The sequence below is a fragment of the Enterobacter cloacae complex sp. SYL003 genome, assembly GCF_049236925.1.
Taxonomy (GTDB): domain Bacteria; phylum Pseudomonadota; class Gammaproteobacteria; order Enterobacterales; family Enterobacteriaceae; genus Enterobacter; species Enterobacter intestinihominis.
This window is the reverse complement of the sequence record NZ_JBMKJK010000026.1, coordinates 33,729-47,983: the sequence shown is the minus strand read 5'-3', so window position 1 is coordinate 47,983 and position 14,255 is coordinate 33,729. Positions and strand designations below refer to the sequence as shown.

The 14,255-nt window shown below is 55.8% G+C and carries 12 protein-coding genes; 5 read left to right on the top strand and 7 right to left on the bottom strand.

Annotation, left to right across the window (positions count from 1 at the left end; all coding sequences use genetic code 11):
* Nucleotides 1-111: 111 nt before the first annotated feature.
* A complete protein-coding gene (hemL, locus tag ACOT1A_RS22415; RefSeq protein ID WP_048965719.1) occupies nucleotides 112-1,392 on the bottom strand; it encodes a glutamate-1-semialdehyde 2,1-aminomutase in 1,281 nt (426 codons plus the stop codon).
* A gap of 177 nt (nucleotides 1,393-1,569) precedes the next feature.
* Between hemL and clcA the strand changes: the two genes are divergently transcribed.
* Nucleotides 1,570-2,970 (top strand): H(+)/Cl(-) exchange transporter ClcA, encoded by a 1,401-nt coding sequence (gene clcA, locus ACOT1A_RS22410; RefSeq protein ID WP_022647097.1) that lies wholly within the window; start codon nucleotides 1,570-1,572, stop codon nucleotides 2,968-2,970.
* A gap of 85 nt (nucleotides 2,971-3,055) precedes the next feature.
* Complete coding sequence (gene erpA / locus ACOT1A_RS22405) at nucleotides 3,056-3,400, top strand: iron-sulfur cluster insertion protein ErpA (protein WP_003856230.1); 345 nt, start codon at nucleotides 3,056-3,058, stop codon at nucleotides 3,398-3,400.
* Nucleotides 3,401-3,457: 57 nt separating this feature from the next.
* Here erpA and ACOT1A_RS22400 read toward each other — a convergent pair whose 3' ends face one another.
* From ACOT1A_RS22400 to mtnN, 3 genes are read right to left on the bottom strand one after another with little or no spacing between them, the layout of a single operon-like run.
* Nucleotides 3,458-4,081: a TRIC cation channel family protein gene (locus tag ACOT1A_RS22400; protein WP_003856227.1), complete on the bottom strand. Its 624-nt coding sequence runs from the start codon at nucleotides 4,079-4,081 to the stop codon at nucleotides 3,458-3,460.
* Nucleotides 4,082-4,104: 23 nt separating this feature from the next.
* Entirely contained in the window at nucleotides 4,105-4,914 is an 810-nt protein-coding gene (gene btuF / locus ACOT1A_RS22395; RefSeq protein WP_023305464.1) for a vitamin B12 ABC transporter substrate-binding protein BtuF, read from the bottom strand.
* Complete coding sequence (mtnN, locus tag ACOT1A_RS22390; protein ID WP_003856223.1) at nucleotides 4,907-5,605, bottom strand: 5'-methylthioadenosine/S-adenosylhomocysteine nucleosidase; 699 nt, start codon at nucleotides 5,603-5,605, stop codon at nucleotides 4,907-4,909. The genes btuF and mtnN overlap by 8 nt, the downstream gene beginning before the upstream one ends.
* Before the next feature lie 82 nt (nucleotides 5,606-5,687).
* Here mtnN and dgt point away from each other — a divergent pair, with 82 nt between their 5' ends.
* The 3 genes from dgt (at nucleotide 5,688) to ACOT1A_RS22375 (ending at nucleotide 10,072) form a co-directional block, all read left to right on the top strand.
* Nucleotides 5,688-7,202, top strand: a complete 1,515-nt coding sequence (gene dgt / locus ACOT1A_RS22385; protein WP_023299363.1) for a dGTPase — start codon at nucleotides 5,688-5,690, stop codon at nucleotides 7,200-7,202.
* Nucleotides 7,203-7,334: 132 nt separating this feature from the next.
* Nucleotides 7,335-8,768, top strand: coding sequence for a serine endoprotease DegP (degP, locus tag ACOT1A_RS22380; RefSeq protein WP_022647101.1), 1,434 nt, complete (start codon nucleotides 7,335-7,337; stop codon nucleotides 8,766-8,768).
* Nucleotides 8,769-8,914: 146 nt separating this feature from the next.
* The gene (locus ACOT1A_RS22375) at nucleotides 8,915-10,072 is read left to right on the top strand and encodes a CdaR family transcriptional regulator (protein ID WP_003856217.1); all 1,158 of its coding nucleotides are present in this window, start codon (nucleotides 8,915-8,917) and stop codon (nucleotides 10,070-10,072) included.
* Nucleotides 10,073-10,161: 89 nt separating this feature from the next.
* Here ACOT1A_RS22375 and ACOT1A_RS22370 read toward each other — a convergent pair whose 3' ends face one another.
* The 3 genes from ACOT1A_RS22370 to glnD form a co-directional block, all read right to left on the bottom strand.
* Nucleotides 10,162-10,551 (bottom strand): DUF3461 family protein, encoded by a 390-nt coding sequence (locus ACOT1A_RS22370; protein ID WP_022647102.1) that lies wholly within the window; start codon nucleotides 10,549-10,551, stop codon nucleotides 10,162-10,164.
* A gap of 111 nt (nucleotides 10,552-10,662) precedes the next feature.
* Nucleotides 10,663-11,487 (bottom strand): 2,3,4,5-tetrahydropyridine-2,6-dicarboxylate N-succinyltransferase, encoded by an 825-nt coding sequence (gene dapD / locus ACOT1A_RS22365; RefSeq protein ID WP_003856214.1) that lies wholly within the window; start codon nucleotides 11,485-11,487, stop codon nucleotides 10,663-10,665.
* Between the two features lie 32 nt (nucleotides 11,488-11,519).
* Nucleotides 11,520-14,195, bottom strand: a complete 2,676-nt coding sequence (gene glnD, locus ACOT1A_RS22360; RefSeq protein WP_032676702.1) for a bifunctional uridylyltransferase/uridylyl-removing protein GlnD — start codon at nucleotides 14,193-14,195, stop codon at nucleotides 11,520-11,522.
* Between the last annotated feature and the right edge of the window lie 60 nt (nucleotides 14,196-14,255).

The window sequence follows — 14,255 nt, the reverse complement described above, 5'->3', positions numbered from 1 at the left end:
CCTAACCCTCTCCCCGGAGGGGCGAGGGGATTGCTCAGTGCTCGCATTAATTTGTGGGGAACCCTCAGCCCTGTGGGAGAGGGTTGGGGTGAGGGCATCAAGCCGCACATTTTACAGCTTCGCAAATACCTTACGCGCTGCGTCGATGGTGTTATTGATATCTTCTTCGCTGTGCGCCACGGACATAAAGCCCGCTTCAAACGCTGACGGGGCAAGATACACGCCTTCTTCCAGCATCAGGTGGAAGAAGCGTTTGAAGCGTTCCACGTCGCATTTCACCACGTCCTGATAGCAGGTCACGGTTTTCGCATCGGTGAAGAAAATCCCGAACATCCCGCCCACGTGGTTCACCACCAGTGGAATACCCGCATCTTCTGCGGCTTCCAGCAAACCGTTTGCCAGTTGCGTCGTCCGGTCCGTCAAGGTTTCGTGGATACCCGGCTGCGCCACTTCGGTCAGACAGGCAAAGCCCGCCGCCATCGCAATCGGGTTACCGGAGAGCGTACCCGCCTGGTAAACCGGACCGGTTGGCGCCAGCACGTCCATGACGTCCTTACGTCCACCGAACGCGCCGACAGGCATGCCGCCGCCAATGATTTTGCCGAGGCAGGTCAGATCCGGCTCCACGCCATAATAAGACTGGGCACCCGCCAGCGCCACGCGGAAGCCGGTCATCACTTCGTCGATGATCAGCAGCGCGCCGAACTCATCGCACAGGGCGCGCAGGCCCGGCAGGAAGTCAGGCTGCGGTGGGATACAGTTCATGTTGCCCGCAACTGGCTCAACGATGATGCAGGCGATCTCCTGCGGATACTGCTCGAACGCGGCGCGAACGGTGTTCAGATCGTTATAGGTGCAGGTCAACGTGTGTTTCGCGAAATCAGCCGGCACCCCCGGGGAGTTCGGCTGGCCGAGGGTCAGCGCGCCGGAACCGGCTTTCACCAGCAGACAGTCGGCATGGCCGTGATAACAACCTTCGAACTTGATGATCTTGTCACGGCCGGTAAAACCGCGCGCCAGACGGATAGCGCTCATGGTCGCTTCGGTACCGGAGTTCACCATACGCACCATGTCCATCGTTGGCACCAGTTCGGTGACCAGCTCCGCCATTTTGACTTCCATCTCGGTTGGCGCGCCGAAGCTCAGGCCGCGCTGAGCGGCTTCAATCACCGCATTGCGGATCGCCGGGTGGTTGTGGCCCAGTACCATCGGGCCCCAGGAGCCGACGTAATCGACATAGGCTTTACCATCCACATCATACAGATATGCGCCATCCGCACGTTCGATAAACAGCGGGGTGCCACCCACGCCGGTAAAGGCGCGCACGGGTGAGTTCACGCCGCCTGGGATTAGCTCGCGGGCTGCGCTGTAGAGGTTTTCAGACTTGCTCATGGCGTCGTTCCTGGTTCGTAGAAATGAGTTAAGGCAACTATTCTAAGTGATTCGGAAGAGGTTATAAAATTTTTGCCCCATAGAAGGCTTAACAATTGTTAAGTATTTTTCAGGGGACGAGGGGATTGTCTCTGGTAGAATCCCTGCGGCCTTTTGTATGACGAAACAGAACAGGTAATGAACGAGAACACGCCTTCTTTTGAACAACAACAGTTTACGCGCGCGAAGCACCGGGTCAGTATCCGGCGGCTGCTCAACCGTGACAAAACCCCGTTAGCCATTCTGGTGGCAGCCGCCGTTGTGGGCACGCTGGCCGGGCTGGTAGGCGTCGCGTTTGAGAAAGCCGTCAATGCGGTGCTCAACTGGCGCATAGGCACCGTCGCCAGCTTCGCGGATCGTGAATGGCTGGTCTGGGTGTGGGCCTTTGGCCTTTCGGCCCTGTTTGCCATGGTGGGCTATTTTCTGGTGCGTAAATTCGCACCTGAAGCAGGTGGCTCGGGGATCCCTGAAATTGAGGGGGCGCTGGAAGAGCTACGCCCGGTTCGCTGGTGGCGCGTGCTTCCTGTGAAATTTATCGGCGGGATGGGAACGCTCGGAGCGGGCATGGTGCTCGGTCGGGAAGGACCAACGGTACAGCTGGGCGGTAACGTCGGGCGCATGGTCGGCGATCTGTTCCGTATGCGCAGCGCCGAAGCGCGCCATACGCTGCTGGCAACGGGGGCGGCGGCCGGGCTGTCTGCCGCGTTTAACGCGCCGCTGGCGGGTATCCTGTTTATCATTGAAGAGATGCGCGCCCAGTTCCGCTACAACCTGATCTCCATTAAAGCGGTGTTTACCGGCGTGATTATGTCGAGCATTGTCTTTCGCGTCTTTAACGGCGAAGGGGCGGTGATTGAAGTTGGCAAGCTAACCAATGCGCCGGTCAATACTTTGTGGCTGTATCTGATTCTTGGGATGATTTTTGGCGTCGTTGGCCCGCTTTTTAACACCCTGATTTTACGGGCGCAGGATATGTTTCAGCGCATCCATGGCGGAAATACCACGAAATGGGTGCTGGTGGGGGGCCTGCTTGGTGGCGTGTGCGGGATCCTCGGTTTTATCGAACCGAATGCGGCGGGCGGCGGTTTCGGTCTGATTCCCATTGCCGCGGCGGGGAATTTCAGCGTAGGCCTGCTGCTGTTTATGTTTATTTCACGCGTCATCACCACGGTATTGTGCTTCTCCTCTGGTGCCCCGGGCGGCATTTTCGCCCCGATGCTGGCGCTGGGGACGCTGCTGGGTACGGCGTTCGGGATGGCGGCGGCGGCAGGCTTCCCGGCCTACCATCTGGATGCGGGAACGTTTGCGGTTGCGGGAATGGGGGCGCTGCTGGCGGCCTCCCTGCGTGCGCCGCTGACCGGGATCGTGCTGGTGCTGGAAATGACCGACAATTACCAGCTCATTTTGCCAATGATCATTACCTGCCTCGGCGCGACACTATTAGCCCAATTCCTGGGTGGAAAACCGCTATACTCCACCATTCTTGCCCGTACCCTGGCGAAACAGGAAGCTGAACAGGCCCTGAAGCAGAATACTTGAATGAATTACCAGGGTATTAGATAATGACAAAAAGAATTGGGTGATTTTTACCCAATAGCAGTCGCAGTATTCATGGGAGCATAAGATGAGTGATGACGTAGCGTTGCCGCTGGAATTTACCGAAGCAGCAGCGAAAAAAGTGAAAACCCTGATTGCCGACGAGGACAATCCGGATCTGAAACTGCGTGTTTATATTACCGGCGGCGGCTGTAGTGGCTTCCAGTATGGTTTTACCTTTGACGACCAGGTTAACGATGGTGATATGACTATCGAGAAACAGGGCGTCGCGCTGGTGGTTGATCCGATGAGCCTGCAATATCTGGTGGGCGGTTCAGTGGACTACACTGAAGGTCTGGAAGGTTCGCGCTTTGTGGTGACTAACCCGAATGCGACCAGCACCTGCGGGTGTGGTTCTTCATTCAGTATTTAACCTGAATGCAAATTGTAGGCCCGGTAAGCGAAGCGCCACCGGGCTTATAAACGACACCTATCTTGAATTTTCATCCAGTGCAAACGTCGGCAGCTTCAGGTGCCAGCGTATCGCCGCTAAACGGATCACCAGCGTTACCACCATCCCCAGCATCGCCGCGTTTTCCAGCGGGACAGCAAAGGTGTAATACGCCGTGGCGTGAACAATCCCCCCGATGATACAGGCCGTCGCGTAGATTTCCGTTCGCAGGATCATCGGGACTTCTCGCGCCAGAATGTCGCGAATAATCCCTCCGCCCACGCCGGTCAACACGCCCATACAGATCGCCACCAGCGGGCCAGTCCCGGCAATAAAGGCTTTATTCACGCCTATTCCCACAAAGACCGCCAGACCGACGGCATCCAGCACCGGCAATATCCATTTTGGTAGTCTGCGAGGCTGACGAACCAGCACGATGGTTAACAGGCAGGTGACCATCGCCACCACCAGATCCGTTGGATCTTTTACCCAGAATACCGGGCCGTTTGCCAGCGCCATATCGCGAATCGTTCCGCCGCCTACCGCCGTAACGACGCCGAGCACCAGTACGCCAAAAGGATCCATGCGTAGTTTTCCGGCAAGCAAAACGCCGGAGATAGCAAAAACGGCTGTGCCAAGAATATCCAGCCAATACACGAGCATCGTTAAATCCTCGAATAGGGTATTTATCTGTTTGAGTGACTCTCTGCCAGTTCGGCGCAGAGTTGTTTTGCGGCGAGGATAATACGCGGGCTGGCGCGTTCAAACCAGTCGCTGTTGAGTGCGATGACCGGAATTTTAAGCTGCCGATGCCAGAATTGTTCTATTTTAGGAATCTCGCTCGCATTTCCGACCACCACAATGGCCTGCGGTTGTCGCGCCAGAACCTGCTCACGACTGACCTGCGGCCAGGGGACCCGGCTTTCAGCAAAGATATTTTCACCTCCACAGATCTCAAGCACCTGGTTCTGGATCGAGCCTTTCCCGGTAGTGAACAGCGGCTGGCTGCCAAATTGCAGAAAAACGCGTTGTTTCGGTTGCGTGCCGTATCGGGTTTTTAGCGCAGCATAGTCGTTGAGCATCTGCTGTGCAGCGTGCTCGGCGCGTTGGGGGGTAGGGCTGAAGGGCGCGAGGTCACGGAGGGTTTGCGCCACCTGTTCGATGCTCACCGCATCTACCCATTTTACCGTTATTCCCAGCGAAGAGAGCTGGTCCACCTGTCGTTCGGCATTACCGCCGCGCCAGGCAAGAACCAGATCGGGCTTCAGCGCCACGATGCGTTCCAGGTTCATTCCCTGCCAGGTGGCAACCTGTTCGAGATGGGCGGCCTGCGGTGGATAATCGGAAAAGCTGCTCACCGCAACGGGCGTAATCCCGGCGGCAAACGCCAGTTCCGTATTGGCAGGGGAGAGTGTGATCACCCGCGGCGCGGCGATGAGCCAGGCCGGGGCGAGCAGAAGCAGGGCGACCAGCGCCCTGAATGACACCTTACCCACGCGCCAGTTTCTGCACCAGGGTTTCCACCATCACGGTGGACTGTTTGGCCGCAACGGCCAGGAACTCGTCGAAGCTGATGTGGGACTGCTGGTCCGCCACGTCAGAGATCGCGCGAACGACCACGAACGGCACGCTGAAGTTATGGCACACGTGCGCAATGGCCGTGGCTTCCATCTCAACGGCCACAGCCTGCGGGAAGTTATGACGGATTTTCGCCAGACCAACAGAGCCGTTGATAAAGGCATCGCCGCTGACGATCAGGCCACGCACCGCATTGAGATTCAGCTCGTTAATGCAGCTTTCAGCGGCGGCAATCAGCTTATCATCCGCTTTAAACCCGGCCGGGCAGCCCGGAAGCTGACCATATTCGTAGCCGAATGCGGTGACATCTGCATCGTGGTAACGCGCTTCGTCGGAAACCACGATATCGCCCACTTTCAGCGTCGGCGCCAGACCGCCCGCCGAACCTGTATTAATGATAACGTCAGGCTTGCAGCGCTCAAGCAGCAGGGTCGCGCCCAGTGCCGCTGCAACTTTACCGATGCCTGATTTCAGCAGAGCCACGTCAACGCCGTTCAGCTGGCCGGTGTAGATCTCACAGCCACCAAGGGAGAGGGTCTGACGGTTCTCAATTTTGTCACGCAGCAGCGTAACTTCTTCTTCCATTGCACCAATAATGCCGATTTTCATAGATTTACTCGCGATGTGCCTTGTTAAGATGCATAGTCTATCATGCGGTTAAGGGGAAACGCATTCTCACGCGGGGGAGCACATGGCACCAATCGATTTTCGCACCAAAATTAACTGGCACCGACGTTTCCGTTCGCCACAGGGCGATAAGAGCGAACATGAGATCCTGCGCATTTTTGAAAGCGATCGCGGACGCATCATCAATTCGCCCGCCATCCGCCGGTTACAGCAAAAAACCCAGGTGTTCCCGCTGGAGCGTAACGCCGCGGTGCGTACGCGGTTAACGCACTCCATGGAAGTGCAGCAGGTGGGGCGCTACATTGCAAAAGAGATCCTCAGCCGTCTTAAAGAGCAACGTCTGCTGGAAACCTACGGGCTGGATGAACTGACCGGGCCGTTCGAAAGCATCGTTGAGATGGCCTGCCTGATGCACGATATCGGCAATCCTCCCTTTGGTCATTTCGGCGAGGCCGCCATCAATGACTGGTTTAAACAGCGGCTTTTTCCCTCTGACGCCATAAGCCAGCCGCTCAGCGATGACCGCTGTGTGGTACGCGATTTACGCCTGCGTGAGGGCGAAGATAGCCTGAACGATCTGCGCCGCAAGGTGCGTCAGGATCTGTGTCATTTCGAAGGTAACGCGCAGGGGATCCGTCTGGTGCACTCCCTGATGCGCATGAATCTGACCTGGGCGCAGGTGGGCTGTATTCTTAAATACACGCGTCCCGCGTGGTGGATGGGGGAAACGCCTGCCACCCATAGCTACCTGATGAAAAAACCGGGCTATTACCTGTCGGAAGAAGCGTACATTGAACGGTTGCGTAAAGAACTTTCGCTAACGCCGAATGGCCGTTTTCCATTGACGTGGATTATGGAAGCGGCTGATGACATTTCTTATTGCGTGGCCGATCTGGAAGACGCAGTGGAAAAAAGAATATTCAGCGTCGAGGAGCTGTATCAGCATCTTCACGATGCCTGGGGAGAGCATGAAAAAGGTTCCCTGTTTGCACAGGTCGTCGAGAATGCCTGGGATAAATCGCGTTCAAATTCGCTGAGCCGCAGTACCGAAGATCAGTTCTTTATGTATTTGCGGGTCAATACGCTGAATAAACTGGTGCCGTATGCGGCCGCCCGTTTCATTGATAATTTGCCGATGATATTTAGCGGGGAATTTAATCACGCCCTGCTGGAAGATGAGAGCAGTTTTAGTCAGCTGCTTGAATTATATAAAAACGTGGCTGTTCGCCATGTTTTCAGCCACCCGGATGTCGAACAGCTGGAGCTGCAAGGATACCGGGTTATCAGCGGGTTGCTGGAAATTTATGGCCCGCTGCTCCAGCTGACGGTCGATGAGTTTTGCGAGCTGGTCGAAAATGAACGTGTTCGCCGCCTGCCGATTGAATCTCGTCTCTATCAGAAGCTTTCAACCCGTCACCGGCTGGCATACATTGAGGCCGTCAGTAAAATAGATCGTCATTCTTCCCAATGGCCAGTCATGGAATATTATTATCGCTGTCGTCTTATCCAGGACTATATCAGCGGGATGACAGATTTGTATGCCTGGGATGAATACCGCAAGCTTATGGCCGTTGAATAAGCCATGAGTTTTGTAAAGACGACCAATAAATTTTTACTTTTTCCATAAACTTAATCCCGGAACTAAGCGGTATAAAACGAATCTGAGTTACACAGCAATTTTGCGTTATCTGGTAAATCGAGATTGAGAAACATGAAAAAAACCACATTAGCAATGAGTGCACTGGCTCTGAGTTTAGGTTTAGCGTTGTCCCCTCTGGCGACGGCGGCCGAGACAGCTTCCTCGGCAGCGACTGCACAGCAGATGCCAAGCCTGGCCCCGATGCTCGAAAAAGTGATGCCATCGGTGGTGAGTATTAACGTTGAGGGCAGCACAACCGTCAATACGCCGCGTATGCCGCGTAATTTCCAGCAGTTCTTCGGCGACAATTCGCCATTCTGCCAGGACGGTTCGCCATTCCAGAGCTCCCCGTTCTGTCAGGGCGGCGGCGCAGGGGATGACGGTCAGGGCGGCGGCCAGCAGCAGAAATTCATGGCACTCGGCTCGGGCGTTATTATTGATGCAGCGAAAGGCTACGTGGTGACCAATAACCACGTGGTAGATAATGCTAACACCATTAAGGTTCAGATGAGCGATGGCCGTAAATTCGATGCCAAAGTGGTCGGTAAAGACCCGCGCTCCGATATCGCACTGATTCAAATTCAGGATCCGAAGAACCTGACGGCGATTAAGCTTGCCGACTCTGACGCGCTGCGCGTGGGTGACTACACTGTCGCCATCGGTAACCCGTTTGGTCTGGGCGAAACCGTGACCTCGGGTATCGTCTCCGCGCTGGGACGTAGCGGCCTGAATGCGGAAAACTATGAAAACTTCATCCAGACGGATGCGGCCATTAACCGCGGTAACTCCGGCGGTGCGCTGGTTAACCTGAACGGTGAACTGATCGGTATCAACACCGCTATCCTGGCACCGGACGGTGGCAACATCGGTATCGGCTTTGCTATCCCGAGCAACATGGTGAAAAACCTGACTGCGCAGATGGTGCAATATGGACAGGTGAAACGCGGTGAGCTGGGTATCATGGGGACCGAGCTGAACTCCGAGCTGGCGAAAGCGATGAAAGTGGACGCTCAGCGCGGCGCATTCGTGAGCCAGGTCATGCCGAACTCTTCAGCGGCGAAAGCCGGCATTAAAGCGGGTGACGTGATCACCTCTCTGAACGGTAAACCGATCAGCAGCTTTGCCGCCCTGCGTGCGGAAGTGGGTTCTATGCCAATCGGCAGTAAAGTGACCCTCGGCCTGCTGCGTGAAGGTAAGCCAGTTAACGTGAGCCTGGAACTGCAACAGAGCAGTCAGAATCAGGTGGATTCCAGCACCATCTTCAGCGGTATTGAAGGTGCTGAGATGAGCAACAAAGGGGCAGATAAAGGCGTGGTGGTGAACAACGTGAAAGCGAACTCACCTGCTGCCCGTATCGGCCTGAAAAAAGGTGATGTGATCATGGGCGCTAACCAGCAGCCGGTGAAAAACATCGCTGAACTGCGCAAAATTCTCGACAGCAAGCCGTCCGTGCTGGCACTGAATATTCAGCGTGGTGATACCTCTATTTATCTCCTGATGCAGTAATCTTCTTAAGCCCCTGTTCGCAGGGGCTTTCTCTTTTCTGTGACCTTTCCCACAACTCCATACATCTCTCTCTGCCTTTGGGCATCTGCACAATGCAGCCTTAGCTGAACTTCCCTATGCTTGAGCTCTGCTCACGGGAGGGTTATATGGCTGGCTGGCATCTTGATACCAAAATGGCGCAGGATATCGTGGCGCGCACCATGCGAATCATCGATACCAATATCAACGTAATGGACGCCCGAGGGCGCATTATCGGCAGCGGCGATCGTGAGCGTATTGGTGAATTGCACGAAGGGGCGTTGCTGGTGCTCTCTCAGGGGCGCGTGGTCGACATTGATGACGCCGTGGCGAAACATCTGCACGGGGTCCGTCAGGGGATCAACCTGCCGCTGCGTCTGGAAGGAGAGATTGTTGGCGTTATCGGTCTGACCGGCGATCCTGAATCGCTGCGTAAATACGGCGAGCTGGTCTGTATGACGGCGGAGATGATGCTGGAGCAGTCGCGTCTGATGCACCTGCTCGCCCAGGACAGCCGCCTGCGTGAAGAGCTGGTGATGAATTTGATCCAGGCGGAGGAGCACACGCCTGCCCTGAGCGAGTGGGCGCAGCGTCTGGGTATCGACCTGAATCAGCCGCGCGTGGTCGCCGTTATTGAGGTGGATAGCGGCCAGCTTGGCGTGGACAGCGCCATGGTGGAGCTACAGCAGCTGCAAAATATGCTGGCGACGCCGGAGCGTAACAACCTGGTGGCAATCGTCTCTTTGACGGAAATGGTGGTGCTCAAGCCTGCGCTTAATCAGTTTGGCCGCTGGGACGCGGAAGATCATCGTCGCCGCGTTGAGCTGCTCATCGAGCGCATGAAGGAGAACGGACAGCTCCGTTTTCGCGTCGCGCTGGGAAATTACTTTACCGGGCCGGGAAGTATCGCCCGTTCATGGCGAACGGCGCGCACCACCATGATGGTGGGTAAACAGCGCATGCCGGAGAGCCGCAGTTATTTCTATCAGGATCTGATGCTGCCGGTCCTGCTCGACAGTTTGCGCGGTGGCTGGCAGGCCAACGAGCTGGCGCGCCCGCTTGTGCGTCTGAAAGCGATGGACAACAACGGGCTGCTGCGCCGCACGTTGCAGGCGTGGTTCCGGCATAACGTGCAGCCGCTGGCAACGTCAAAAGCGCTGTTTATTCACCGTAATACGCTGGAGTATAGGTTAAACCGGATCTCGGAACTGACGGGGCTGGATTTAGGGAATTTTGACGACCGGCTACTGCTGTATGTGGCGTTGCAGCTGGATGAACAAAGATGATGCTGTTTGCCGGGTGGCGGCTTCGCCTTACCCGGCCTACATGCGTTCGTAGGCCCGGTAAGCGAAGCGCCACCGGGCAATAAAACGGCTCATTTGTTACGCGTCAATTTCTCAAGATCAGCTTCAATTTCGCTGATCTTATGGGTAACAACACTTTCCAGGTGACGCAGGTCGTCAAGGATCTTACGTTTCAGATCGACTTCGCTGCGATCGCGCTGGCAGATTTGATCGAGTTCGTCGATAACGTAGCGCAGGTTAGGGCTGATTTCCTGTACTTCTTTATATCCCTGACCGATACCGTCAGCGACAACGGTCTTACGCTGGCGTGGGTATTTAAATTTCACGCTTTTGGCGAAGAACTCTCCTTTGTCCTTGTGAAAATAGATTTTCAAAATATCGTTATTGGCTTCCTGGCGGAGACTATAACGATCAATTTCATCAGGATTGGTAATGCCCAGACTTTTCAGATTATCGTACATAGCGGTACCCTTGATCTCAACATAACCTATGAATAATTAACGAAAAAATCTATTTTCGCCACCTTCGGATATAAAAAAAGCGGGGTTGCCCCCGCTTTTTGTTATACCCGATTAATCGATGGTGCGCAGCAGTTCATTGATGCCCACTTTACCGCGCGTTTTCGCATCCACTTTTTTCACGATGACCGCGCAGTACAGGCTGTATTTGCCATCTTTAGACGGCAGGTTGCCGGAAACCACAACGGAACCGGCTGGAACGCGGCCGTAGTGAATTTCACCGGTTTCGCGATCGTAAATACGGGTGCTCTGGCCAATGTACACGCCCATGGAGATCACAGAACCTTCTTCGACGATCACGCCTTCAACCACTTCGGAACGTGCGCCGATGAAGCAGTTGTCTTCGATGATGGTTGGGTTAGCCTGAAGTGGCTCCAGAACGCCACCAATGCCGACGCCGCCGGACAGGTGAACATTTTTACCGATCTGCGCGCAGGAGCCGACGGTAGCCCAGGTGTCCACCATGGTGCCTTCGTCAACGTAGGCGCCGATGTTCACGTAGGATGGCATCAGCACGGTGTTGCGTGCGATGAATGCCCCCTGACGAACGGCTGCCGGTGGTACTACGCGGAAGCCCTCTTTCTGGAAGCGCGCTTCGTCGTAATCCGCAAATTTCATTGGCACTTTATCGAAGTAGCGGCTTTCTGCTCCGTCGATAACCTGGTTATCGTTGATACGGAAAGAGAGCAGCACAGCTTTCTTCAGCCATTGATGAGTAACCCACTGACCGTCGATTTTTTCTGCCACGCGCAGCGCGCCGGAATCCAGCAGGGAAATAACCTGGTTTACCGCTTCACGGGTCACGGTATCCACATTTGCCGGAGTGATGTCGGCGCGACGCTCAAAAGCGGACTCAATAACGTTCTGTAACTGCTGCATTGTTTACTCTTTCCATTTCACTAAAAAACACGTCACCCTTTATCGTTTGGATTGAGGGCTGCTGTCAACCGTTGTTGCACTTCAAGTTGCAGGTCATTATTAAGGGCACGCCGGTCGGCCGTCGCGATTATAAATAAATCTTCTACTCGTTCGCCAATGGTTGTAATTCGGGCGCCGTGAAGCGAAATTCCCAGATCGGCAAAAACCTGGCCGACGCGGGCGAGCAGCCCTGGCTGGTCGAGCGCAATCAGCTCAAGGAACGATTTACGGTCGGTATGGGTCGGCAGGAAATTGACCTCGGTATCGACGGTAAAGTGGCGCAGTTTTGCTGGCTGACGTCGCGGCTGCGGAGGTTGCCAGCTGCGCTGCGTAATCGCCTGCTCGAGGCCAAAGCGTATCCCCTCATGCCTGTCCGACGACAGCGGGCTGCCATCCGGCTCCAGTACAATAAAGGTGTCCATCGCCATGCCGTCGCGGGTGGTAAAAATCTGCGCGTCGTGAACGCTCAGGTTACGCCTGTCCAGTTCGGCGCAGACCGCCGCAAACAAATAAGGCCGGTCCGGGCTCCAGATAAAGATCTCCGTTCCGCCACGCGTGGCCTGCGGGCTGAGCAGAATCATTGGTTTCGTCAGGTCGTGCTTCAGCAGATGCCGGGCGTGCCAGGCAAGCTGGTTTGGGCTGTGGCGCACAAAGTAGTTGGCGCGACAGCGCGCCCAAATCTGATGTAGTGCCTCTTCGTTAATGTTATCCATGCGCAACAGGGCAAGCGCCTGCAACTGGTGGTGGCGCACGCGCTCGCGCATATCCGGGGTGTTCTGCATCCCGCGACGCAGCTGTTTTTCGGTGGCGAAGTACAGTTCGCGCAGCAGGCTCTGCTTCCAGCTGTTCCACAGGGTTTCGTTGGTAGCGCAGATATCGGCTACCGTCAGGCAGACCAGGTAGCGCAGGCGGTTCTCCGTTTGCACTTCCTCGGCGAACTGCTTGATCACTTCCGGATCCTGAATATCACGACGCTGAGCGGTAACCGACATCAGCAGATGATGGCGAACCAGCCAGGCAATAAGCTGCGTCTCACGTGAGTTCAGGCCGTGCAGCTCGGCAAATTTCAGCACGTCCTGGGCACCGAGTACGGAGTGGTCGCCGCCGCGACCTTTGGCGATATCATGGAACAGGGCGGCGATCAGGATCAGTTCGGGGTGAGAGAGGCGCGGCCACAAATCAACGCACAGCGGATGGCGGGATCGCGTCTCTTCTCTGGCAAAACTTTCCAGCTTCAGCATGACGCGGATCGTGTGCTCATCCACCGTATAGGCGTGAAACAGGTCGAACTGCATCTGCCCGACAATATGCGACCACTGTGGCATATAGGCCCACAATACACTGTGTCGGTGCATCGGCAGCAGACCGCGGCTGACGGCGCCCGGATGACGAAGCATGCTCAGGAATAGCGAGCGCGCCTCCGGGATGTAACACAGCGGCTGCTTCAGATGACGCCGCGCGTGGCGTAAATGGCGAAGGGTGGTGGAGTAGATCCCGGTGATCGTGCTGTTGCGCACCATGGTATAGAACATTCGCAGGATCGCTTCCGGTTCGCGGATGAACAGCGTTTCGTCGCGAAGATCGATCAGCGTGCCGCGCAGCTGAAATTCGTCATCAATCGGACGCGGTTTTTCGTCTGCCGTCAGCGCGAGGATCGCCTCATCGAACAGCTGTAAAAGCATCTGGTTCAGCTCAGAGACGCGGCGAGTGACGCGGAAGAAATCCTTCATCATTTGCTCGACCGGCTCGTTGCCCTCGCCCTGGTAATTCAGGCGCTGCGCCACGCTAAGCTGCCGGTCAAACAGCAGGCGGTTATCGTAGCGGGTGACCTCCAGGTGCAGCGCAAAACGGATGCGCCAGAGCAGATGCAGGCACTCGTTGAGTTCGTTACGTTCGGCTTCGGTCAGAAAACCAAAACCGACCATTTCGTCCAGCGAGGTGGCCCCAAAATGGCGACGGGCGACCCATTGCAGCGTGTGGATATCGCGCAGGCCACCGGGGCTGCTTTTAATATCCGGTTCGAGATTATAGCTGGTGCCGTGATAGCGCTGGTGGCGCTGGTTTTGTTCTTCGACTTTCGCGGCGAAGAATTTTTCTGAAGGCCAGAAGCCGTCGCTAAAGATGTGCTTTTGCAGTTCGAGGAACAGCGCCACGTCGCCAATCAGCAGGCGGGTTTCAATTAAATTGGTGGCGACGGTCAGGTCAGATAACCCTTCCAGCAGACACTCTTCCAGCGTGCGCACGCTGTGACCCACTTCCAGCTTCACGTCCCAGAGCAGGGTCAACAGCTCACCGATTTTCTGCGCCCGATCGTCCGGCAGTTTTTTACGGCTTAAGATTAGCAGGTCGATATCAGAGAGCGGATGCAGTTCACCCCGGCCATATCCGCCGACAGCAACCAGCGCGACGTCGCTCACCTGCCCGAAACCGTAGTCGATCCACAGACGTTGCAGGAGTTGGTCGATAAATTCGGTGCGCGCTTCAATGAGCTGTTCGGCTGAGACGCCTGCATCAAATGCGCTACCCAGCCAGCGATGGAAAACCGCCATATGGGATTTGATATGTGCGCAGGTCAGCTCATGCGGTGGCCAGACGCCCGGGTTATCAGGCTGGTCGGGGAGGGTGGGAAGTGCTGTGTTAGCATACTGTTCGGGTAAGAGATTACTCATCGTGCGCCACCCATAAGAAAAAGCTATCGCCATTAAAAAAGCCGGCATTCGCCGGCTTCT